The organism is Peribacillus deserti (genome assembly GCF_002863585.1).
Taxonomy (GTDB): domain Bacteria; phylum Bacillota; class Bacilli; order Bacillales; family DSM-1321; genus Paraperibacillus; species Paraperibacillus deserti_A.
In genome coordinates this window covers 18,304-32,155 of the sequence record NZ_PGUY01000003.1, presented here as the reverse complement: position 1 = coordinate 32,155, position 13,852 = coordinate 18,304, and the positions used below count along the sequence as shown (strand labels likewise).

General features: G+C 42.9%; 14 protein-coding genes. All 14 read right to left on the bottom strand.

Going from position 1 to position 13,852, the window contains the following annotated elements; genetic code table 11:
* The 14 genes from pyrH to flhA all read right to left on the bottom strand — a co-directional run bounded on the left by pyrH (position 1) and on the right by flhA (position 13,852).
* Entirely contained in the window at positions 1-723 is a 723-nt protein-coding gene (gene pyrH / locus CUU66_RS01580; RefSeq protein ID WP_101639935.1) for a UMP kinase, read from the bottom strand.
* A gap of 114 nt (positions 724-837) precedes the next feature.
* Positions 838-1,722 carry a translation elongation factor Ts gene (gene tsf, locus CUU66_RS01575; RefSeq protein WP_101639934.1) on the bottom strand — a complete coding sequence of 295 codons (885 nt, stop codon included), beginning with the start codon at positions 1,720-1,722 and terminating at the stop codon, positions 838-840.
* 234 nt (positions 1,723-1,956) lie between these two features.
* Positions 1,957-2,667: a 30S ribosomal protein S2 gene (gene rpsB, locus CUU66_RS01570; RefSeq protein ID WP_101639933.1), complete on the bottom strand. Its 711-nt coding sequence runs from the start codon at positions 2,665-2,667 to the stop codon at positions 1,957-1,959.
* A 157-nt stretch (positions 2,668-2,824) separates the two neighbouring features.
* The gene (locus CUU66_RS01565) at positions 2,825-3,475 is read right to left on the bottom strand and encodes a hypothetical protein (protein ID WP_101639932.1); all 651 of its coding nucleotides are present in this window, start codon (positions 3,473-3,475) and stop codon (positions 2,825-2,827) included.
* 9 nt (positions 3,476-3,484) lie between these two features.
* Positions 3,485-3,829, bottom strand: coding sequence for a hypothetical protein (locus CUU66_RS01560; RefSeq protein WP_101639931.1), 345 nt, complete (start codon positions 3,827-3,829; stop codon positions 3,485-3,487).
* A gap of 211 nt (positions 3,830-4,040) precedes the next feature.
* Positions 4,041-4,802 carry a FliA/WhiG family RNA polymerase sigma factor gene (locus CUU66_RS01555; RefSeq protein ID WP_101639930.1) on the bottom strand — a complete coding sequence of 254 codons (762 nt, stop codon included), beginning with the start codon at positions 4,800-4,802 and terminating at the stop codon, positions 4,041-4,043.
* 167 nt (positions 4,803-4,969) lie between these two features.
* Positions 4,970-5,473 (bottom strand): chemotaxis protein CheD, encoded by a 504-nt coding sequence (locus CUU66_RS01550; RefSeq protein WP_101639929.1) that lies wholly within the window; start codon positions 5,471-5,473, stop codon positions 4,970-4,972.
* The gene (locus tag CUU66_RS01545; protein WP_101639928.1) at positions 5,460-6,107 is read right to left on the bottom strand and encodes a chemotaxis protein CheC; all 648 of its coding nucleotides are present in this window, start codon (positions 6,105-6,107) and stop codon (positions 5,460-5,462) included. Before CUU66_RS01545 ends, CUU66_RS01550 begins: the two co-directional genes overlap by 14 nt.
* A 2-nt stretch (positions 6,108-6,109) precedes the next feature.
* Positions 6,110-6,592 carry a chemotaxis protein CheW gene (locus tag CUU66_RS01540; protein ID WP_101639927.1) on the bottom strand — a complete coding sequence of 161 codons (483 nt, stop codon included), beginning with the start codon at positions 6,590-6,592 and terminating at the stop codon, positions 6,110-6,112.
* A 37-nt stretch (positions 6,593-6,629) separates the two neighbouring features.
* Positions 6,630-8,666: a chemotaxis protein CheA gene (locus CUU66_RS01535; RefSeq protein ID WP_101639926.1), complete on the bottom strand. Its 2,037-nt coding sequence runs from the start codon at positions 8,664-8,666 to the stop codon at positions 6,630-6,632.
* Between the two features lie 21 nt (positions 8,667-8,687).
* A complete protein-coding gene (locus tag CUU66_RS01530; protein WP_101639925.1) occupies positions 8,688-9,764 on the bottom strand; it encodes a protein-glutamate methylesterase/protein-glutamine glutaminase in 1,077 nt (358 codons plus the stop codon).
* Complete coding sequence (locus CUU66_RS01525; RefSeq protein ID WP_101639924.1) at positions 9,752-10,639, bottom strand: MinD/ParA family protein; 888 nt, start codon at positions 10,637-10,639, stop codon at positions 9,752-9,754. The genes CUU66_RS01530 and CUU66_RS01525 overlap by 13 nt, the downstream gene beginning before the upstream one ends.
* Positions 10,623-11,819 carry a flagellar biosynthesis protein FlhF gene (gene flhF, locus CUU66_RS01520; protein WP_101639923.1) on the bottom strand — a complete coding sequence of 399 codons (1,197 nt, stop codon included), beginning with the start codon at positions 11,817-11,819 and terminating at the stop codon, positions 10,623-10,625. Before flhF ends, CUU66_RS01525 begins: the two co-directional genes overlap by 17 nt.
* The gene (gene flhA, locus CUU66_RS01515; RefSeq protein ID WP_101639922.1) at positions 11,816-13,852 is read right to left on the bottom strand and encodes a flagellar biosynthesis protein FlhA; all 2,037 of its coding nucleotides are present in this window, start codon (positions 13,850-13,852) and stop codon (positions 11,816-11,818) included. Before flhA ends, flhF begins: the two co-directional genes overlap by 4 nt.

Genomic DNA, 13,852 nt, shown 5'->3' with positions numbered 1-13,852 from the left:
TTATTTCCCCCTTACAATGGTACCGATTGTTTCGCCCATTACGGCACGTTTAATATTTCCTTTTTCCATGATAGAGAACACGATAAGTGGTATGTCATTATCCATGCATAAAGATGAAGCAGTAGAGTCCATAACAGCAAGTCCTTCTTTTAGTACATCCAGGTAGGAAAGCTCATCATATTTTATTGCATTTGGATTTTTAAGCGGATCTGCACTATATACACCATCCACATTATTCTTACCCATTAAAATCACTTCGGCTTCTATTTCAGCAGCTCTTAATGCAGCAGTTGTGTCTGTTGAAAAATACGGATTGCCGGTTCCAGCAGCAAAAATGACTACTCGTTTCTTTTCTAAGTGTCTGATAGCACGTCTTCTGATATAAGGTTCTGCTACCTGTCTCATTTCTATGGATGTTTGAACCCTTGTTTCAATTCCCTGTTGTTCGAGGCTGTCCTGCAGGGCAAGTGAGTTCATAACTGTTGCCAGCATTCCCATGTAGTCAGCAGTTGCACGGTCCATGCCCATTTCGCTGCCTACTTTGCCGCGCCAGATATTTCCTCCGCCAACAACAACTGCTACCTCTACTCCAAGCTCTGCTACTTCCTTTACCTGCTCTGAAACAGATTTGATAACTGCAGGATCCAGTCCAAATCCTAGATTTCCCGCTAAGGCTTCACCGCTAAGTTTTAATACGACACGATTATATTTTGCGCTGCTCATATAAACCTCCAACTATGTAAAAATCTGATTCCTTGTTCAACCTGCTGCGATGATTTTAAAAAAAGGGAACACAAGGTGTCCCCTATTTTTATATTCTCACATATCAAAAGAAAATTAGTCTTTTTTAACTTGGCTCATTACTTCTTCAGCAAAGTTATCTTGGCGTTTTTCGATGCCTTCGCCAACTTCATAACGTACGAAGCTTGCGATTTTACCGCCTTTAGATTCAACAAATTTTCCAACTTTTACGTCAGGATTTTTTACGAAACTCTGGTCATTTACACAAATTTCTTCATAGAATTTATTGATGCGGCCTTCAACCATTTTTTCAACGATCTTTTCTGGTTTGCCTTCGTTAAGAGCCTGCTCAGTCAATACTTTGCGCTCACGTTCAATTTCATCAGAAGTAACCTGGTCACGAGAAACATAAAGAGGTCTTAAAGCTGCAATGTGCATAGAAACATCTTTAGCAGCTTCTTCATCAGTAGTTCCTTCAAGAACTGTTAGAACACCGATACGGCCGCCCATGTGAAGGTAAGCACCAAAAGCATCAGCTTCGGTTTTTGTTTTTACTTCGAAACGGCGAAGAGTAAGTTTTTCTCCAATTTTAGAAATTGCAGCATTGATATGTTCAGCAACAGTAGCGCCGTTTTCCATTGTTTGCTCAAGAGCTTCTTCAACAGATGCAGGCTTGTTGTTTAATAGGTGTGAAGCAAGTTCTTTAACAAGTACTTGGAAACCTTCGTTTTTCGCAACAAAGTCAGTTTCTGAGTTAACTTCAAGAATGACTGCTTCGTTACCTTCTGTCAGGATATAAGTAGATCCTTCAGCAGCGATACGGTCAGCTTTCTTAGCAGCGCTTGCCATTCCTTTTTCACGTAGGAAGTCGATTGCTGCCTCCATGTCACCGTTTGTTTCAGTCAATGCTTTTTTGCAGTCCATCATACCTGCGCCTGTTTTTTCACGAAGTTCTTTAACCATTTGAGCAGTTACTGCCATTGTAAAACTCCTCCTTTAAATATATGTAAAATCGTTTGGTCCCTTACATAGTGTCCCGTAACATCCTTTTTTTACAAAAGATTTTTGCAGAGACAGCGGTTTTCTATAAGGTTTGTTAAACTTGTCTGTCGATTTCCATTCCAATCAACATGGTGCTCAAATTAAAAATGAGCTTTAACATCTTCTTAAAAAAAGGTGATAAAAGGCCTTATCCTCTTATCACCTTTTGCTACATTAAGCAGTTGTTGTTTCTGTTTGTTCTTCGCTTTGTTTAACTTCAAGGATAGCGTCAGCCATTTTACCAGTTAGAAGTTTAACAGCACGGATTGCATCATCGTTTGCAGGGATTACATAGTCGATCTCATCCGGATCACAGTTAGTATCAACGATACCTACAAGCGGGATGTTCAACTTGTGTGCTTCTGCAACAGCGATACGCTCTTTACGAGGATCGATGATGAAGATTGCATCAGGAATACTCTTCATATCTTTAATACCGCCTAGGAATTTTTCAAGGCGATCCCATTCTTTTTTAAGTTGGATAACTTCTTTTTTAGGAAGCACTTCAAATGTACCGTCTTGTTCCATCTTTTCGATTTGCTTAAGACGAGTAATACGTTTTTGAATTGTTTCGAAGTTAGTTAATGTACCACCTAACCAGCGTTGGTTAACATAGTACATACCTGCGCGAGCAGCCTCTTCTTTAACAGATTCTTGTGCTTGCTTTTTAGTACCTACGAAAAGGATAGTTCCGCCGTTTGCAGCAACTTCTCTTACGAAGTTATAAGCTTCTTCTACCTTCTTAACTGTTTTTTGCAGGTCAATGATATAGATGCCGTTACGCTCAGTGAAGATATATTTCTTCATTTTTGGGTTCCAGCGGCGAGTCTGGTGACCGAAGTGTACACCAGCTTCAAGTAATTGCTTCATAGAAATTACTGACATGTTTTGTTTCCTCCTAATGGTTTTTATTTCCTCCGTCCTAATCATCTCCAGGCATTAACTGTTTTACAGCACCAAATGCCCGAATCCCTGAACGTGTGTATTAACACCGTTGACTAATATAGCATATTCAGTTGAGACATTCAAGCATTTTCATGTATTAACTTCTGATTTTTAATAAAAGATCGATTTCAGTTTTTCCTTTTTGTAATTTCTTAGCGATCTGTTCATTAGAAAGTCCGGATTTTTTTAATTCTAATGCCTGATGCAGGATCGAATTTACATAGAGCTGCTCAGCGCCTGCCTGCCCGTCCAGCTGTTTATTAAAATGTGCCTTGAAACTATTGCCTGATTTGGCACTTTCTTGTGATGATGCGCTGGATATTTCAACAATATCACCGGGAAGCTGATTGATTAAACTTTCTGCTCCTCCGAACTCATCTGGTGGCTTCGAGTCTTTATAGGAAGTGATTGCCTTTTTCTTGCCTTTCTTATAGGGCTGGCCGGACGGCGGCAGTGAACGCCCTGATTTATTTCCGCTATTTACTGGACTTCCTGCTGGCAGGGGCTCAGGGGTGTTCCCCTTTTCTTTTTTTGCTGCCTTACCTGTGGGAAGGCTGGCCAAAAGGTTTTCGTGATCCTCCTTCATTTCCGCTGCAAATGACGAAAGGATGGTTTCCATTTCTTTCACTGCCTCTCTTTGATTTTTTTCAAATTGAAGCATTCGGTTCTGTCGTGTATATAAAATGATAATTCCGAGCAGTGCAATGATATTTAATATGAAACTGACGATTAATAGAAATGCTGTCATCGATCCTCACTAACCGGAAAAGTCAACAAAGTTTCCCTTGAACGGATGGGGGGCTGATGGTTCGACCGCTTGAGGATTTTCTTTTTCTGACTCTGCAAGAACTTCCCTTGATATTTGATCATCCGTAAGGTGCAGCTTTTCCTTCTGATTTTTTCTGGTGACTGTATTTGTTTTGCGTCTATCTTCCTTTTGTACCTCAAAGGAAGCAAGATCGTTTTGGAGCTGTCCTCTCTGCTGAAGCTGTTCATGAAGTTTCCCTGTTTCCTGGGTTCGCGGCAGGGCGATTTGCATTTCAATAGCTTTCAAGCTCACAAACATCGAATCCTTTCCTTGATCCCGCTTCCCTTTTTGCATGACGTCCAGGGCTCTCTTAATAAACCGGAACTCTATTAATAAGTGAGCCTCCTCGTCTTCGCCTGCGGGATCTCACCTGTCCCGCAGCTCCCGCAGGAGTCTCGCACCTTACGCTCCATTCGACCTGACTGAACAACAGGGTGACGTAACAAAAATTATTAGAAAACAACAATCTTTTAGAAAAGAGCCATTAATAAATATCCCATTCCTGCTACATAGCCTTTGATAACGTAGATTTCAATTTAAAGATCGCTTTCGAATGGATTTGCGAAATTCTGGAGGTGGAAAGTTCCATTACCTGTCCAATTTCAGTCAATGTCAGCTCTTCTTTATAAAATAATTGTAAAACAAGCTGTTCTTTTTCATTTAACATGGAAATAACCTTAGCAAGCTCTGAGTATAATTCTTCCTTTAAAAGCTGTTCCTCCGGCTGAAGTGCTCTTTCATCCTTCAGCACCAGCTTGCTATCTTTTTCTTCATGCTCCTGCGGCGATTCATCCATAGACAAAATATTAGAAAAAAAGTTTTCATTGATTGCCGATGAAACTTCATTTTCGGTCAGCTGCAGCTCCATGGCTATTTCAGCTGGTGTGACCGCACGCATGTATCGTTGTTCTAAATTTTCTATTGCCGCTTCTATTTTCTTCGCTTTTTCTCTTGAGCTGCGTGGAAGCCAGTCTTCTTTCCGCAGGCCGTCTATTATGGCGCCTCTTATTCTAAAAGAAGCGTAAGTGTCGAATTTTAAGTCCCTGCTCGGATCAAATCGCTCCAATGCATCAAATAAACCTACCATTCCCAGACTGCGTATATCATCTCTGCTCACGCTTTTAGGCAGCGTAACAGAGATCCGCTGTACATGGTAGGACACTAAAGGCATGTACTTTTTTACAAGAGCGTCTCCTGCTTGGGGATCACGGCAGTCTGTCCACTTTTTCCATTGCAGCTGCTCTTCTCCAGTAGTCGTTTGAGACATGGAACTCCTCCTCACAGTATCGTTGAATACATTTTTTGAACTGAACAACTGATATTATATCAGTACCATTTTCGTTTAATAAGAGCTTTTGCCCCCTAGAAACTAGTAAAATAGGAATATTTTCATCTGAATTTTCATGAATAAAGGCCGAAGAGGCGTCAATGATCCTATATATCCATGACTCCCTTATTCACTGTCCTGATATTCAAAATACCTTGTTTTGGATCAAACTCGATCGTCCTCCCGCTGTTACCTCCAGTATCTTCACTCAGCACCGGGATTTGGAGTCGTTCTAATTGCTGTTTGACCGCCTCTACATTCCGCGGACCAATCCGCAGCAATTCATTTCCGTTCGAAAACTGGAACATTTGAGCGCCGCCTGCAAGCTTAGCCTTTAATAGTGCAGGACATGCCCCTGCCTGTTTGAGCAGTTCCAGTAATTCCGGGACAGCCGTATCGGCATATTTAGCCTTATTGATGGATTCCCCTTTTGAGAGGGAGGAATCCGGCAGCATGACATGGGCAAGTCCGGCTATTTCTTTATTCAAATCATAAATTACAACACCCACACAGGAGCCGAGACCTGACGTTCGGATGAAACCGGGGGACTTTACTATATTCATATCAGCAATTCCGACTTTTATAATGTTGCTTATCTCAGCAGCTGCCATTCTCGTTAACTCCTAATGCTTTAAATATAATCTCAAAGGATTCGGGATCTGGAATGAGATAAAACTGGCCGTCCATATTATTCCTGCTCTTGCCATCTTCTTCATGTAAAGCTGTATTGATCACAATGGCATAGTCGCCTGCATGTGAAATCTCTATCAATCCCTGGCTTATGACCGCCCCAGCCATATCCACTGCCAAATAAGGTATCGATGGATAGATATTTAAATGGGTAAAATCGGATAGTGCCGATAAGTATGACCCTGCGAGGATGTTGCTCAGCTCTTTAAGAGCGGAGCTGGCCAGCTCCGAAAAGTAAGGCTGGTCTCCAATGTTTGTTTCTTCTCCAGTTAATTGAGAAATAAAGCTTGATGCCTGTTTTAGCGGCAGAAGGAAAAACATGCTGCCGGGTGCATCACCTTCAATTCTAAAAAAAACGATGGCCACAACGGTCTCTGTTCCGCCAGCCATTTCCATCATCTCATCAAAAGAGACGATTCTGACGTCGGGTACTTTCATATCCACTTTCTTGTTCAAAAGCCTGGATAAAGCGGTGGCAGCATTTCCCGCCCCAATATTGCCGATTTCTTTTAAACTATCTAATTGTAAATGAGTGATATGATGAATAAAACTCATGATCAGCCTTCTTTTCCAGAAGTATTGTTCAGTTCCTCTGGATTTAAGACTTTATCTAAATTCAATAAAATAAAAAGCCGTTTATCGATCTTCACAATTCCTTCTATATATTCTTCATCGATCGTACCAGCTACCTCCGGCTGGGGTTCAATGGATTCCGCTTGAATATCAAGTACATCATTAGCCGCATCCACGATTAATCCGACTTCAGATTCCTGGGCTGCCGCAATAATAATTCTGGTACTGTCTGAATATGGCTCCTGTTCAAGCCCAAACCGCAGACGAAGGTCTATTATCGGCGTAACAACTCCGCGGAGATTCAATACTCCTTTAACGAAGTGGGGGGTTTTTGGGACACGCGTAATATGCTGAAGCTTTTCAATCGATCTCACCTGACTAACAGGGAGCGCATATTCCTTGTCTACCAGCTGAAATATAATCACTTTTAGTTCAGAAGCTGTACTGAGTGCTGCTGATTCGGCCATACCTATCATTCTCCTAACCATAATCTATAAAAATTCATTATTTTATAAGAGCATTGCAGTCAATAATCAAGGCTACCTGTCCGTCGCCCAAAATGGTGGCACCTGAAATGGCAAAGGCTGATTGCAGATAGCTGCCTAGTGCTTTTAGGACAATCTCTTGCTGGCCAATGAACCGGTCCACTACAAGCCCAGCCATTTTATCTCCTTTTCGGACCATAACCAATGAATAAAATTCATCTTCTTCAAACATCTGCGGGACTTCAAGAACTTCTTTCAGAAAAACTAAAGGCACAACTCTGCCCCTGAAATCAATGACCTTTTGGCTGTGTGCATTCAGCACTTCAGATTTTTTAATAATGGCTGTCTCTATAATAGAAGAGAGTGGAATTGCATATTTCTCTTTCTGTATTTCAATCAGCATGACCGATATGATAGAAAGTGTAAGCGGAAGCTGTATGGAGAAAACAGATCCTTTTCCTTCCTGCGAATCGATTGACACAGCACCGCCCAGGGACTCGATCGTATTTCTTACCACATCCAGCCCGACCCCGCGGCCGGAAATATCTGAAATTTGGTCAGCTGTTGAGAAGCCTGAAGCAAAGATTAAGTTGTACACCTGTTTATCGGTCATGGTTTCAGAAGCCTGTTCGGACAGAATTCCTTTTTCAATCGCTTTACGCAGGATTTTTTCCCTGTTCATGCCTGCACCGTCGTCTTCGATTTCAATGAACACATAGTTGCCGCTATGATACGCTTTCAGGGTCACTTTTCCTTCTTCGCTTTTGCCTTTTCCCCTCCGTACAGAAGGCATTTCAATTCCATGATCAAGGGCATTTCTCAACAGATGGACCAGCGGATCCCCAATTTCATCTATAACAGTCCGGTCCAATTCTGTTTCCGCTCCGATAATTTCCAGGTTAATATTTTTATTCAGGTCTCTAGCAAGCTGGCGCACCATTTTTGGAAAACGGTTAAACACCGTGTCTACTGGAACCATCCTCATATTCAGGATGATATTTTGAAGATCGCCGGAAATCCGCGACATTCTCTCAACCGTTTCATTTAATTCCTGGTTGTTCACTTCTCTTGAGATTTGTTCAAGCCTGCCGCGGTCGATTACCAGTTCTTCAAATAAGTTCATCAAACTGTCCAGGCGCTCAATATTTACCCGGATCGTTTTATTTCCAGTGCCTGCAGGCCTCGTGCCTGGTGCCACTTTTTTCTTTTCTTCAGTCTTTATGTCATCTGCTTTCTCTTCGTCAGGAACATTTCCTGAATCGTTTTCAGGCTGGTTTTCATTTTGTTCCAGGATGACGGGCCGGCATTCTGCATGCTCAACTTCAGACACCTTCATCACTTTTTTGCAGATGTCTTCAGCACTTTCTTTTGTAATCAATGTGACAATAAATTCCCGGTCAAATTGTTCTTCTTCCAATTTTTCAGCAGAAGGGGTTGATTTAATCACTTCCCCAGCCTTTTCTAAGACTTCGAAGACCATGAACACTCTTACCGCTTTTAAAAGACAGTCCTCCCGGATCTGCACAGTCACTTCATAGCTGTCAAAGCCTTGTTCCCTAGACTGCTGGAGAACAGTCAGCTCAAACTCATCATACGAAATCAGTAACGTACCTTCCTGCATTTCAGGTGCTGAAGCAGCCGACATCTCCTGCTTTGCGAGTGCCTCTGTCAGAGGTTCTCCTTTTTCGATCAGCATCAGCTTGTTAACTACCTCTGAAATGTTTCTTTTGCCGTCTCCACCGTCCGATATGGAAAACACCATGGCTTCCAGATCGTCCACCGCCTGAAACACTACATCGAGGATTTCTGTAGACACCCTGATTTTTTCATTACGAATGCCATCCAGGACATTTTCCATCTTGTGAGTTAGATTAGCTAAGTCTTCGTACCCCATAGTGGCGGACATCCCTTTTAATGTATGGGCTGAACGGAATATTTCATTAACGATGGCCAAGTCTTCTGGATTCTTTTCCAGCTCCAATAATTGTTCACTGCAGGTCTGAAGGTGTTCTTTACTTTCCTCGATAAAAACCTCAAGATACTGACTCATATCCATAATCTACACATCCTTCAACTTTCACAATAATTTTTGTATGGCCTGTGCAATGTTGTTTACATCTTCTATTGCATCAACACATCGGGTTGCAATGGCGGCTTTCGGCATTCCATATACTACGGAAGTGCCCTCCGATTCGGCGATTGCTTTGGTGGTTCCTGTTTTTTTCATGGCTAAAAGTCCATGTGATCCATCATTTCCCATTCCTGTCATAATGACCGCTATTTTCATATAATCTTCAAGTTCGGCGGCAGATTCGAACATCACATCAACAGATGGCCTGTGACCGTTTCGGACTGCATCTCTGCTAAGAGAAACGGCCAGGTGATCCCCTGCCTTTTTTACTCTCAGATGGGAGCCCCCCGGCGCAATGTACGCAGTACCGTTTTGAAGGATATCTCCTTCTTCGGCTTCCTTTACATGAATGTCAGACAGAGTATCCAAACGCCTTGCCAGCGACTTCGTAAATCCTTCTGGCATATGCTGAACGATCAGAATGGGGGCATCCAAATCTGCAGTCATTCTGCATAATACATTTTGAAGGGCTCCCGGCCCGCCGGTGGAGGTACCGATACAAATGATTTTTTTCCCGGGCACAGACTTTTGCCTGGTGTCTCTTTTCAAAGAGTTGTCCCCAGCCGCTTTAATTAAACTTGTCTCTTTAATCCTGTCGGTCTGCCTGCTTAACAATTCCGTATTGATGCTTCCTGCAGCCAGAACCTTCCCAATCAATGATTCTTTGATTTTATGTAAATCGAGAGAAATAGCACCGGATGGCTTAGGAACAAAATCAAACGCACCTAAAGAAATGGCATGCAGTGTGTTTTCAGCTCCTTCCACGGTTGTGCTTGAGAGCATAATGCAGGGTACAGGCTTTTCCTTCATTATGTTTTCAAGTGCTTCCAAGCCATTCATCACAGGCATTTCAATATCCAGGGTTACAACGTCGGGCCTTAGAGCTTTGACTTTCTCAATGGCATCTTTCCCATTCCTTGCTGTTCCCGCTACCTCAATCCTGGCATGTTCTGATAAGAATCCTGTAATCAATTTCCTCATAAAAGCGGAATCATCGACCACGAGGACTTTTATTGTTTCCATGGGCTTTCCTTCCTCCCGAACACAAACTGTCGAAGGCGGCTGACAAAGCCTTTGATTGATTCTAAAGGCACTTCTGGATATTCGTTTGACAAATATGAAGAAATTAATATATTCAATGCTGTCGAAATCTTTGAAGAAGGGCTGTTTATAATAAAAGGCGTCTGTCTGATCACTGACTTCGAGACTATTTTGTCATCGGGCAGAACTCCCAGCACATTCATCTCAAGCTTCAAAAATTGTCTAACCACGTTCTGCAGCCTGTTTAATGTCAGCTTTCCTTCCTTCTCATCTCCTGCTTTATTGCATATAAGAAAAAAAGGAATAGACTGCTGCTGTAATGCCAGATATTTAATGGCTGCATATGCATCGGTTACTGAAGTCGGCTCAGGAGTGGTAATAACAAAGATCTCGTCCCCCGCTAGAAGAAAAGGGACGGTATCTTCCGAAATTCCTGCACCCATGTCAAAAATAATATAATCGTAATCTTCCATGATTCTTTCAAACTCTTTGAAAAATTGATCGACCATTTCAGGTGCCATCTGAAAGATAGTTGGTAACCCGGTGCCGCCCGCAATATACGAAATATCCGCCGGCCCTTTGGAAATCACCTCTTCGAGCGGCAGGCTCCCTTCAAAAAAATGGACGATATTCTTTGAAGATGTACTTCCCATAAGAATATCTATATTGCCCATCCCGATATCCATATCAAACACAAGGACAGACTTCCCCTTTTGCGAAAGGGCAATGGCAAAATTCAAGGAGAAGTTGGATTTACCTACACCGCCCTTCCCGCTGATCACGGAGATGGCTTTTGTGTGCTTTTTTGTCCTCAGCTTGTCTAATCTGTGCCGTAATACTTCAGCTTGATCCTTCATGTTTCATATCCCCAAATAATGTTTTTATAATAGTGTCAGGAGTCGCTTCTTCAATGTCATCTGGAACATTCTGGCCTGAAGCAAGAAACGCCGCACCCATTTGGTGCTCCAGCATCACATTGAGCATCGCCCCATGACACGCGGTTTCATCAGCTTTTGTAAAAATAAATCCGTTAATTGGAAGGATGGAAAACTGGCGGAAAATATCTTCCATATCAGATTGCCGCGAAGTCAGGGACAATACTAAATAGGTTTCCATCTCTTCCTGGAATTGAATTACTCCCTTTAAATCCTGGACATATGACTGATTGCGAAAATTCCGTCCGGCTGTATCGACAAAAATATGGTCATATTCGGCGAACCTTTTGGATGCCCGGCTAAAGTCTTCCGCATTGTAGGCAACCTCCAGCGGAACACCCAATATTTGCGCGTACGTTTTGAGCTGTTCGATAGCTCCGATCCGGTAGGTGTCTGTCGTGATAAAAGCGATTTTTTTTTGCTGCTTCAGCACAATTTCTGACGCTATCTTCGCTAGAGTGGTCGTTTTACCTACTCCTGTTGGACCCACAACATTAATAAATTTTTTCGTAAAGACCCGCTTAGGGAGCCTGATGGCTGCAAGCTGCTGTTTAAGCTCTTCCCTGGCCCAGCTCTTGACGTCGCTGACTGCTGCCTTTCCCTGGCTGGAGTACCATTTCTCCAGCAGCTTATGGACCAGCGCCTGCCGGACCTTAAGATCCACATCGATTTTTTGAAGATGAATATCGATAAGTCGAATCGGTTCAGGAAGACTCTCTTTTAACAGAGCGTTATCTTGAGATAACCCGGAAAGCATCTGTTTAAGCTGAGAGATTTCATGCATGACTTTTGCAGGAAATGGCGGCGTTTCATTGTGCAGCCTGCTTATCTTCTCAGCAGGTTCAATGTTGTTTTGCTCGGGTTTTTTTTCCTTTTTAACGATTGCTTTTCTCGGTTTTTCTTTCACTAAAGGTTTCTGGGGCCTGGCAGCCATCGGGTCGATGGCTGCCACTACCTCAAAATTCCTTTTTTTGAACAGGCCCATAAAACCGCCTGAATGTATCACTTTTGAATTTAGAATGACGGCATCATTTCCCAGTTCACTTCTGATTTCATTCATTGCCTGTGCCATTGTCGGCGCCACATATTTTTTCACTTTCATTCTACGTTCACCACCCCTACACTTTGTACTTCAACGTTTGCTTCTAGTTCATTGTATGAAAGTATGGGAACTTGCGGAAAATACCTTTCGGATAACTGCCGGATATACATCCTGACCGCAGGGGAGCATAAGACAATCGGGGTCTGCTCCATCAGAGACGATTCTTCGAGTTTATTGGCTATGGATTCTAAAATGGCCTGCGAAACTTCCGGATCGAGACTTAGGTAATTCCCATGCTCGGTTTGTTGTACACCTTCAGCGACCAGCTTTTCCACTCTGCCTGATAAGGTGATGACCTTCATGCTTTCATTCGGTACTGTATATTGACTTGTGATCTGTCTGGCCAGAGCCTGTCTGACATACTCCGTTAAAAGATCTGTGTCTGTAGAAAGCTTGCCGAAATCTGCCAATGTTTCAAAAATGATCGGCAGGTTCCTAATCGATACTTTTTCTCTAAGCAGCTTTGACAGCACTTTTTGAACTTCACCGATTGTAAGCGGGTTTGGCGTTACTTCTTCGACTAAAATCGGCGAACTTTCCCTTAAATGATCGATCAGCTGTTTTGTTTCCTGCCTTCCAAGCAGCTCATGTGCATTTGCTTTTATCACTTCAGTAATGTGTGTTGAAACGACACTTGGAGGATCTACCACTGTATATCCCATCATTTCAGCGTGTTCCTTGGCTTCATCGGAAATCCATTTCGCCGGGAGACCGAAGGAAGGTTCTATCGTATCAATTCCTTCAATGCCATCATCTTCAATGCCCGGGCTCATCGCTAGATAATGATCCAGCAGAAGCTCCCCTCTCGCCATTTCATTTCCCTTAATCTTCAGACGATATTCGTTTGGATTAAGCTGTATATTGTCCCGGATCCGCACCACCGGAATGACCAGTCCCATTTCTATCGCCAGCTGTCTCCTGATCATCACAATCCGATCCAGTAAATCTCCTCCCTGATTGGTATCAGCCAGAGGGATAAGTCCATAGCCGAACTCAAACTCGATTGGATCGACACTCAGAAGATTGACGACACTTTCAGGACTTTTCATTTCGTCTGTTTCAATTTCTTCTTCTATTTCCTGAAGCTCTGCCTCGTCTGCCCGAGGCTTTCGATTTGCCATATATCCCCCAATAATTAAGAACGCAGCAACCGGCAAAGTTACGAGATCATTTATCGGTGTAAATAAACCGAGAAGTGCAATTGTTCCACCCGCCACATACAGCATAGGGGGAAATGCCAGAAGCTGTGAGGAAATATCAGAGCCTAAATTGCCTTCAGACGCAGCACGGGTTACAACGATTCCTGTTGCGGTAGAAATCAACAGAGCCGGCACTTGGCTTACGATGCCATCCCCAACGGACAGCAATGAAAAGTGATGTCCAGCTTCTGCAAAACTCATATCCTGCTGCATGATTCCGATTACAATCCCGAAGATAAGGTTGATCAGGACAATGATGATCCCCGCAATAGCGTCGCCCTTAACGAATTTACTGGCACCATCCATAGCTCCATAGAAATCAGCTTCGCGGCTTACTTTTTCTCGTCTTTCTCTGGCTTCTTTCTCGGAAATCATCCCGGCATTCAAGTCTGCGTCAATACTCATCTGTTTACCCGGCATCGCGTCTAATGTAAATCGGGCTGCTACCTCTGACACACGCTCTGCTCCTTTTGTAATGACAACAAATTGAATGATGACCAGAATCAAGAAAACAACCAGCCCGACAATAATATTTCCGCCCACCACGAAGGTTCCAAATGTTTCTACAACCCCACCGCCTTCTCCTGTGCTTAAAATCGATCGGGTTGTAGAAACATTCAGGCCCAGCCTAAATAATGTTAATAACAGCAAGAGAGATGGAAATATAGAAAATTGAAGCGGTTCCTGCATATTCATGGATGTGAGCAGCACCAATAATGCAAGAGAAATGTTGATAATGATCAATAAGCTTAACAGCCAGGTAGGAAATGGAATAATCAACATGGCAACAATTAGGATAACGCTCATTAGGACTGATAAATCTCTTGCTGGCAT

Excerpts from the sequence above, each read along its gene's own strand:
- CUU66_RS01560 (WP_101639931.1), bottom strand. The coding sequence starts at position 3,829 with ATGCAAAAAGGGAAGCGGGATCAAGGAAAGGATTCGATGTTTGTGAGC.
- CUU66_RS01540 (WP_101639927.1), bottom strand. The coding sequence starts at position 6,592 with ATGGCCGAATCAGCAGCACTCAGTACAGCTTCTGAACTAAAAGTGATT.
- CUU66_RS01530 (WP_101639925.1), bottom strand. The coding sequence starts at position 9,764 with ATGGAAACAATAAAAGTCCTCGTGGTCGATGATTCCGCTTTTATGAGG.
- CUU66_RS01535 (WP_101639926.1), bottom strand. The coding sequence starts at position 8,666 with ATGGATATGAGTCAGTATCTTGAGGTTTTTATCGAGGAAAGTAAAGAA.
- pyrH (WP_101639935.1), bottom strand. The coding sequence starts at position 723 with ATGAGCAGCGCAAAATATAATCGTGTCGTATTAAAACTTAGCGGTGAA.
- flhA (WP_101639922.1), bottom strand. The coding sequence starts at position 13,852 with ATGCCAGCAAGAGATTTATCAGTCCTAATGAGCGTTATCCTAATTGTT.
- CUU66_RS01550 (WP_101639929.1), bottom strand. The coding sequence starts at position 5,473 with ATGGCAGCTGCTGAGATAAGCAACATTATAAAAGTCGGAATTGCTGAT.
- CUU66_RS01525 (WP_101639924.1), bottom strand. The coding sequence starts at position 10,639 with ATGAAGGATCAAGCTGAAGTATTACGGCACAGATTAGACAAGCTGAGG.
- tsf (WP_101639934.1), bottom strand. The coding sequence starts at position 1,722 with ATGGCAGTAACTGCTCAAATGGTTAAAGAACTTCGTGAAAAAACAGGC.
- CUU66_RS01565 (WP_101639932.1), bottom strand. The coding sequence starts at position 3,475 with ATGACAGCATTTCTATTAATCGTCAGTTTCATATTAAATATCATTGCA.
- CUU66_RS01545 (WP_101639928.1), bottom strand. The coding sequence starts at position 6,107 with ATGAGTTTTATTCATCATATCACTCATTTACAATTAGATAGTTTAAAA.
- rpsB (WP_101639933.1), bottom strand. The coding sequence starts at position 2,667 with ATGTCAGTAATTTCTATGAAGCAATTACTTGAAGCTGGTGTACACTTC.
- CUU66_RS01555 (WP_101639930.1), bottom strand. The coding sequence starts at position 4,802 with ATGTCTCAAACGACTACTGGAGAAGAGCAGCTGCAATGGAAAAAGTGG.
- flhF (WP_101639923.1), bottom strand. The coding sequence starts at position 11,819 with ATGAAAGTGAAAAAATATGTGGCGCCGACAATGGCACAGGCAATGAAT.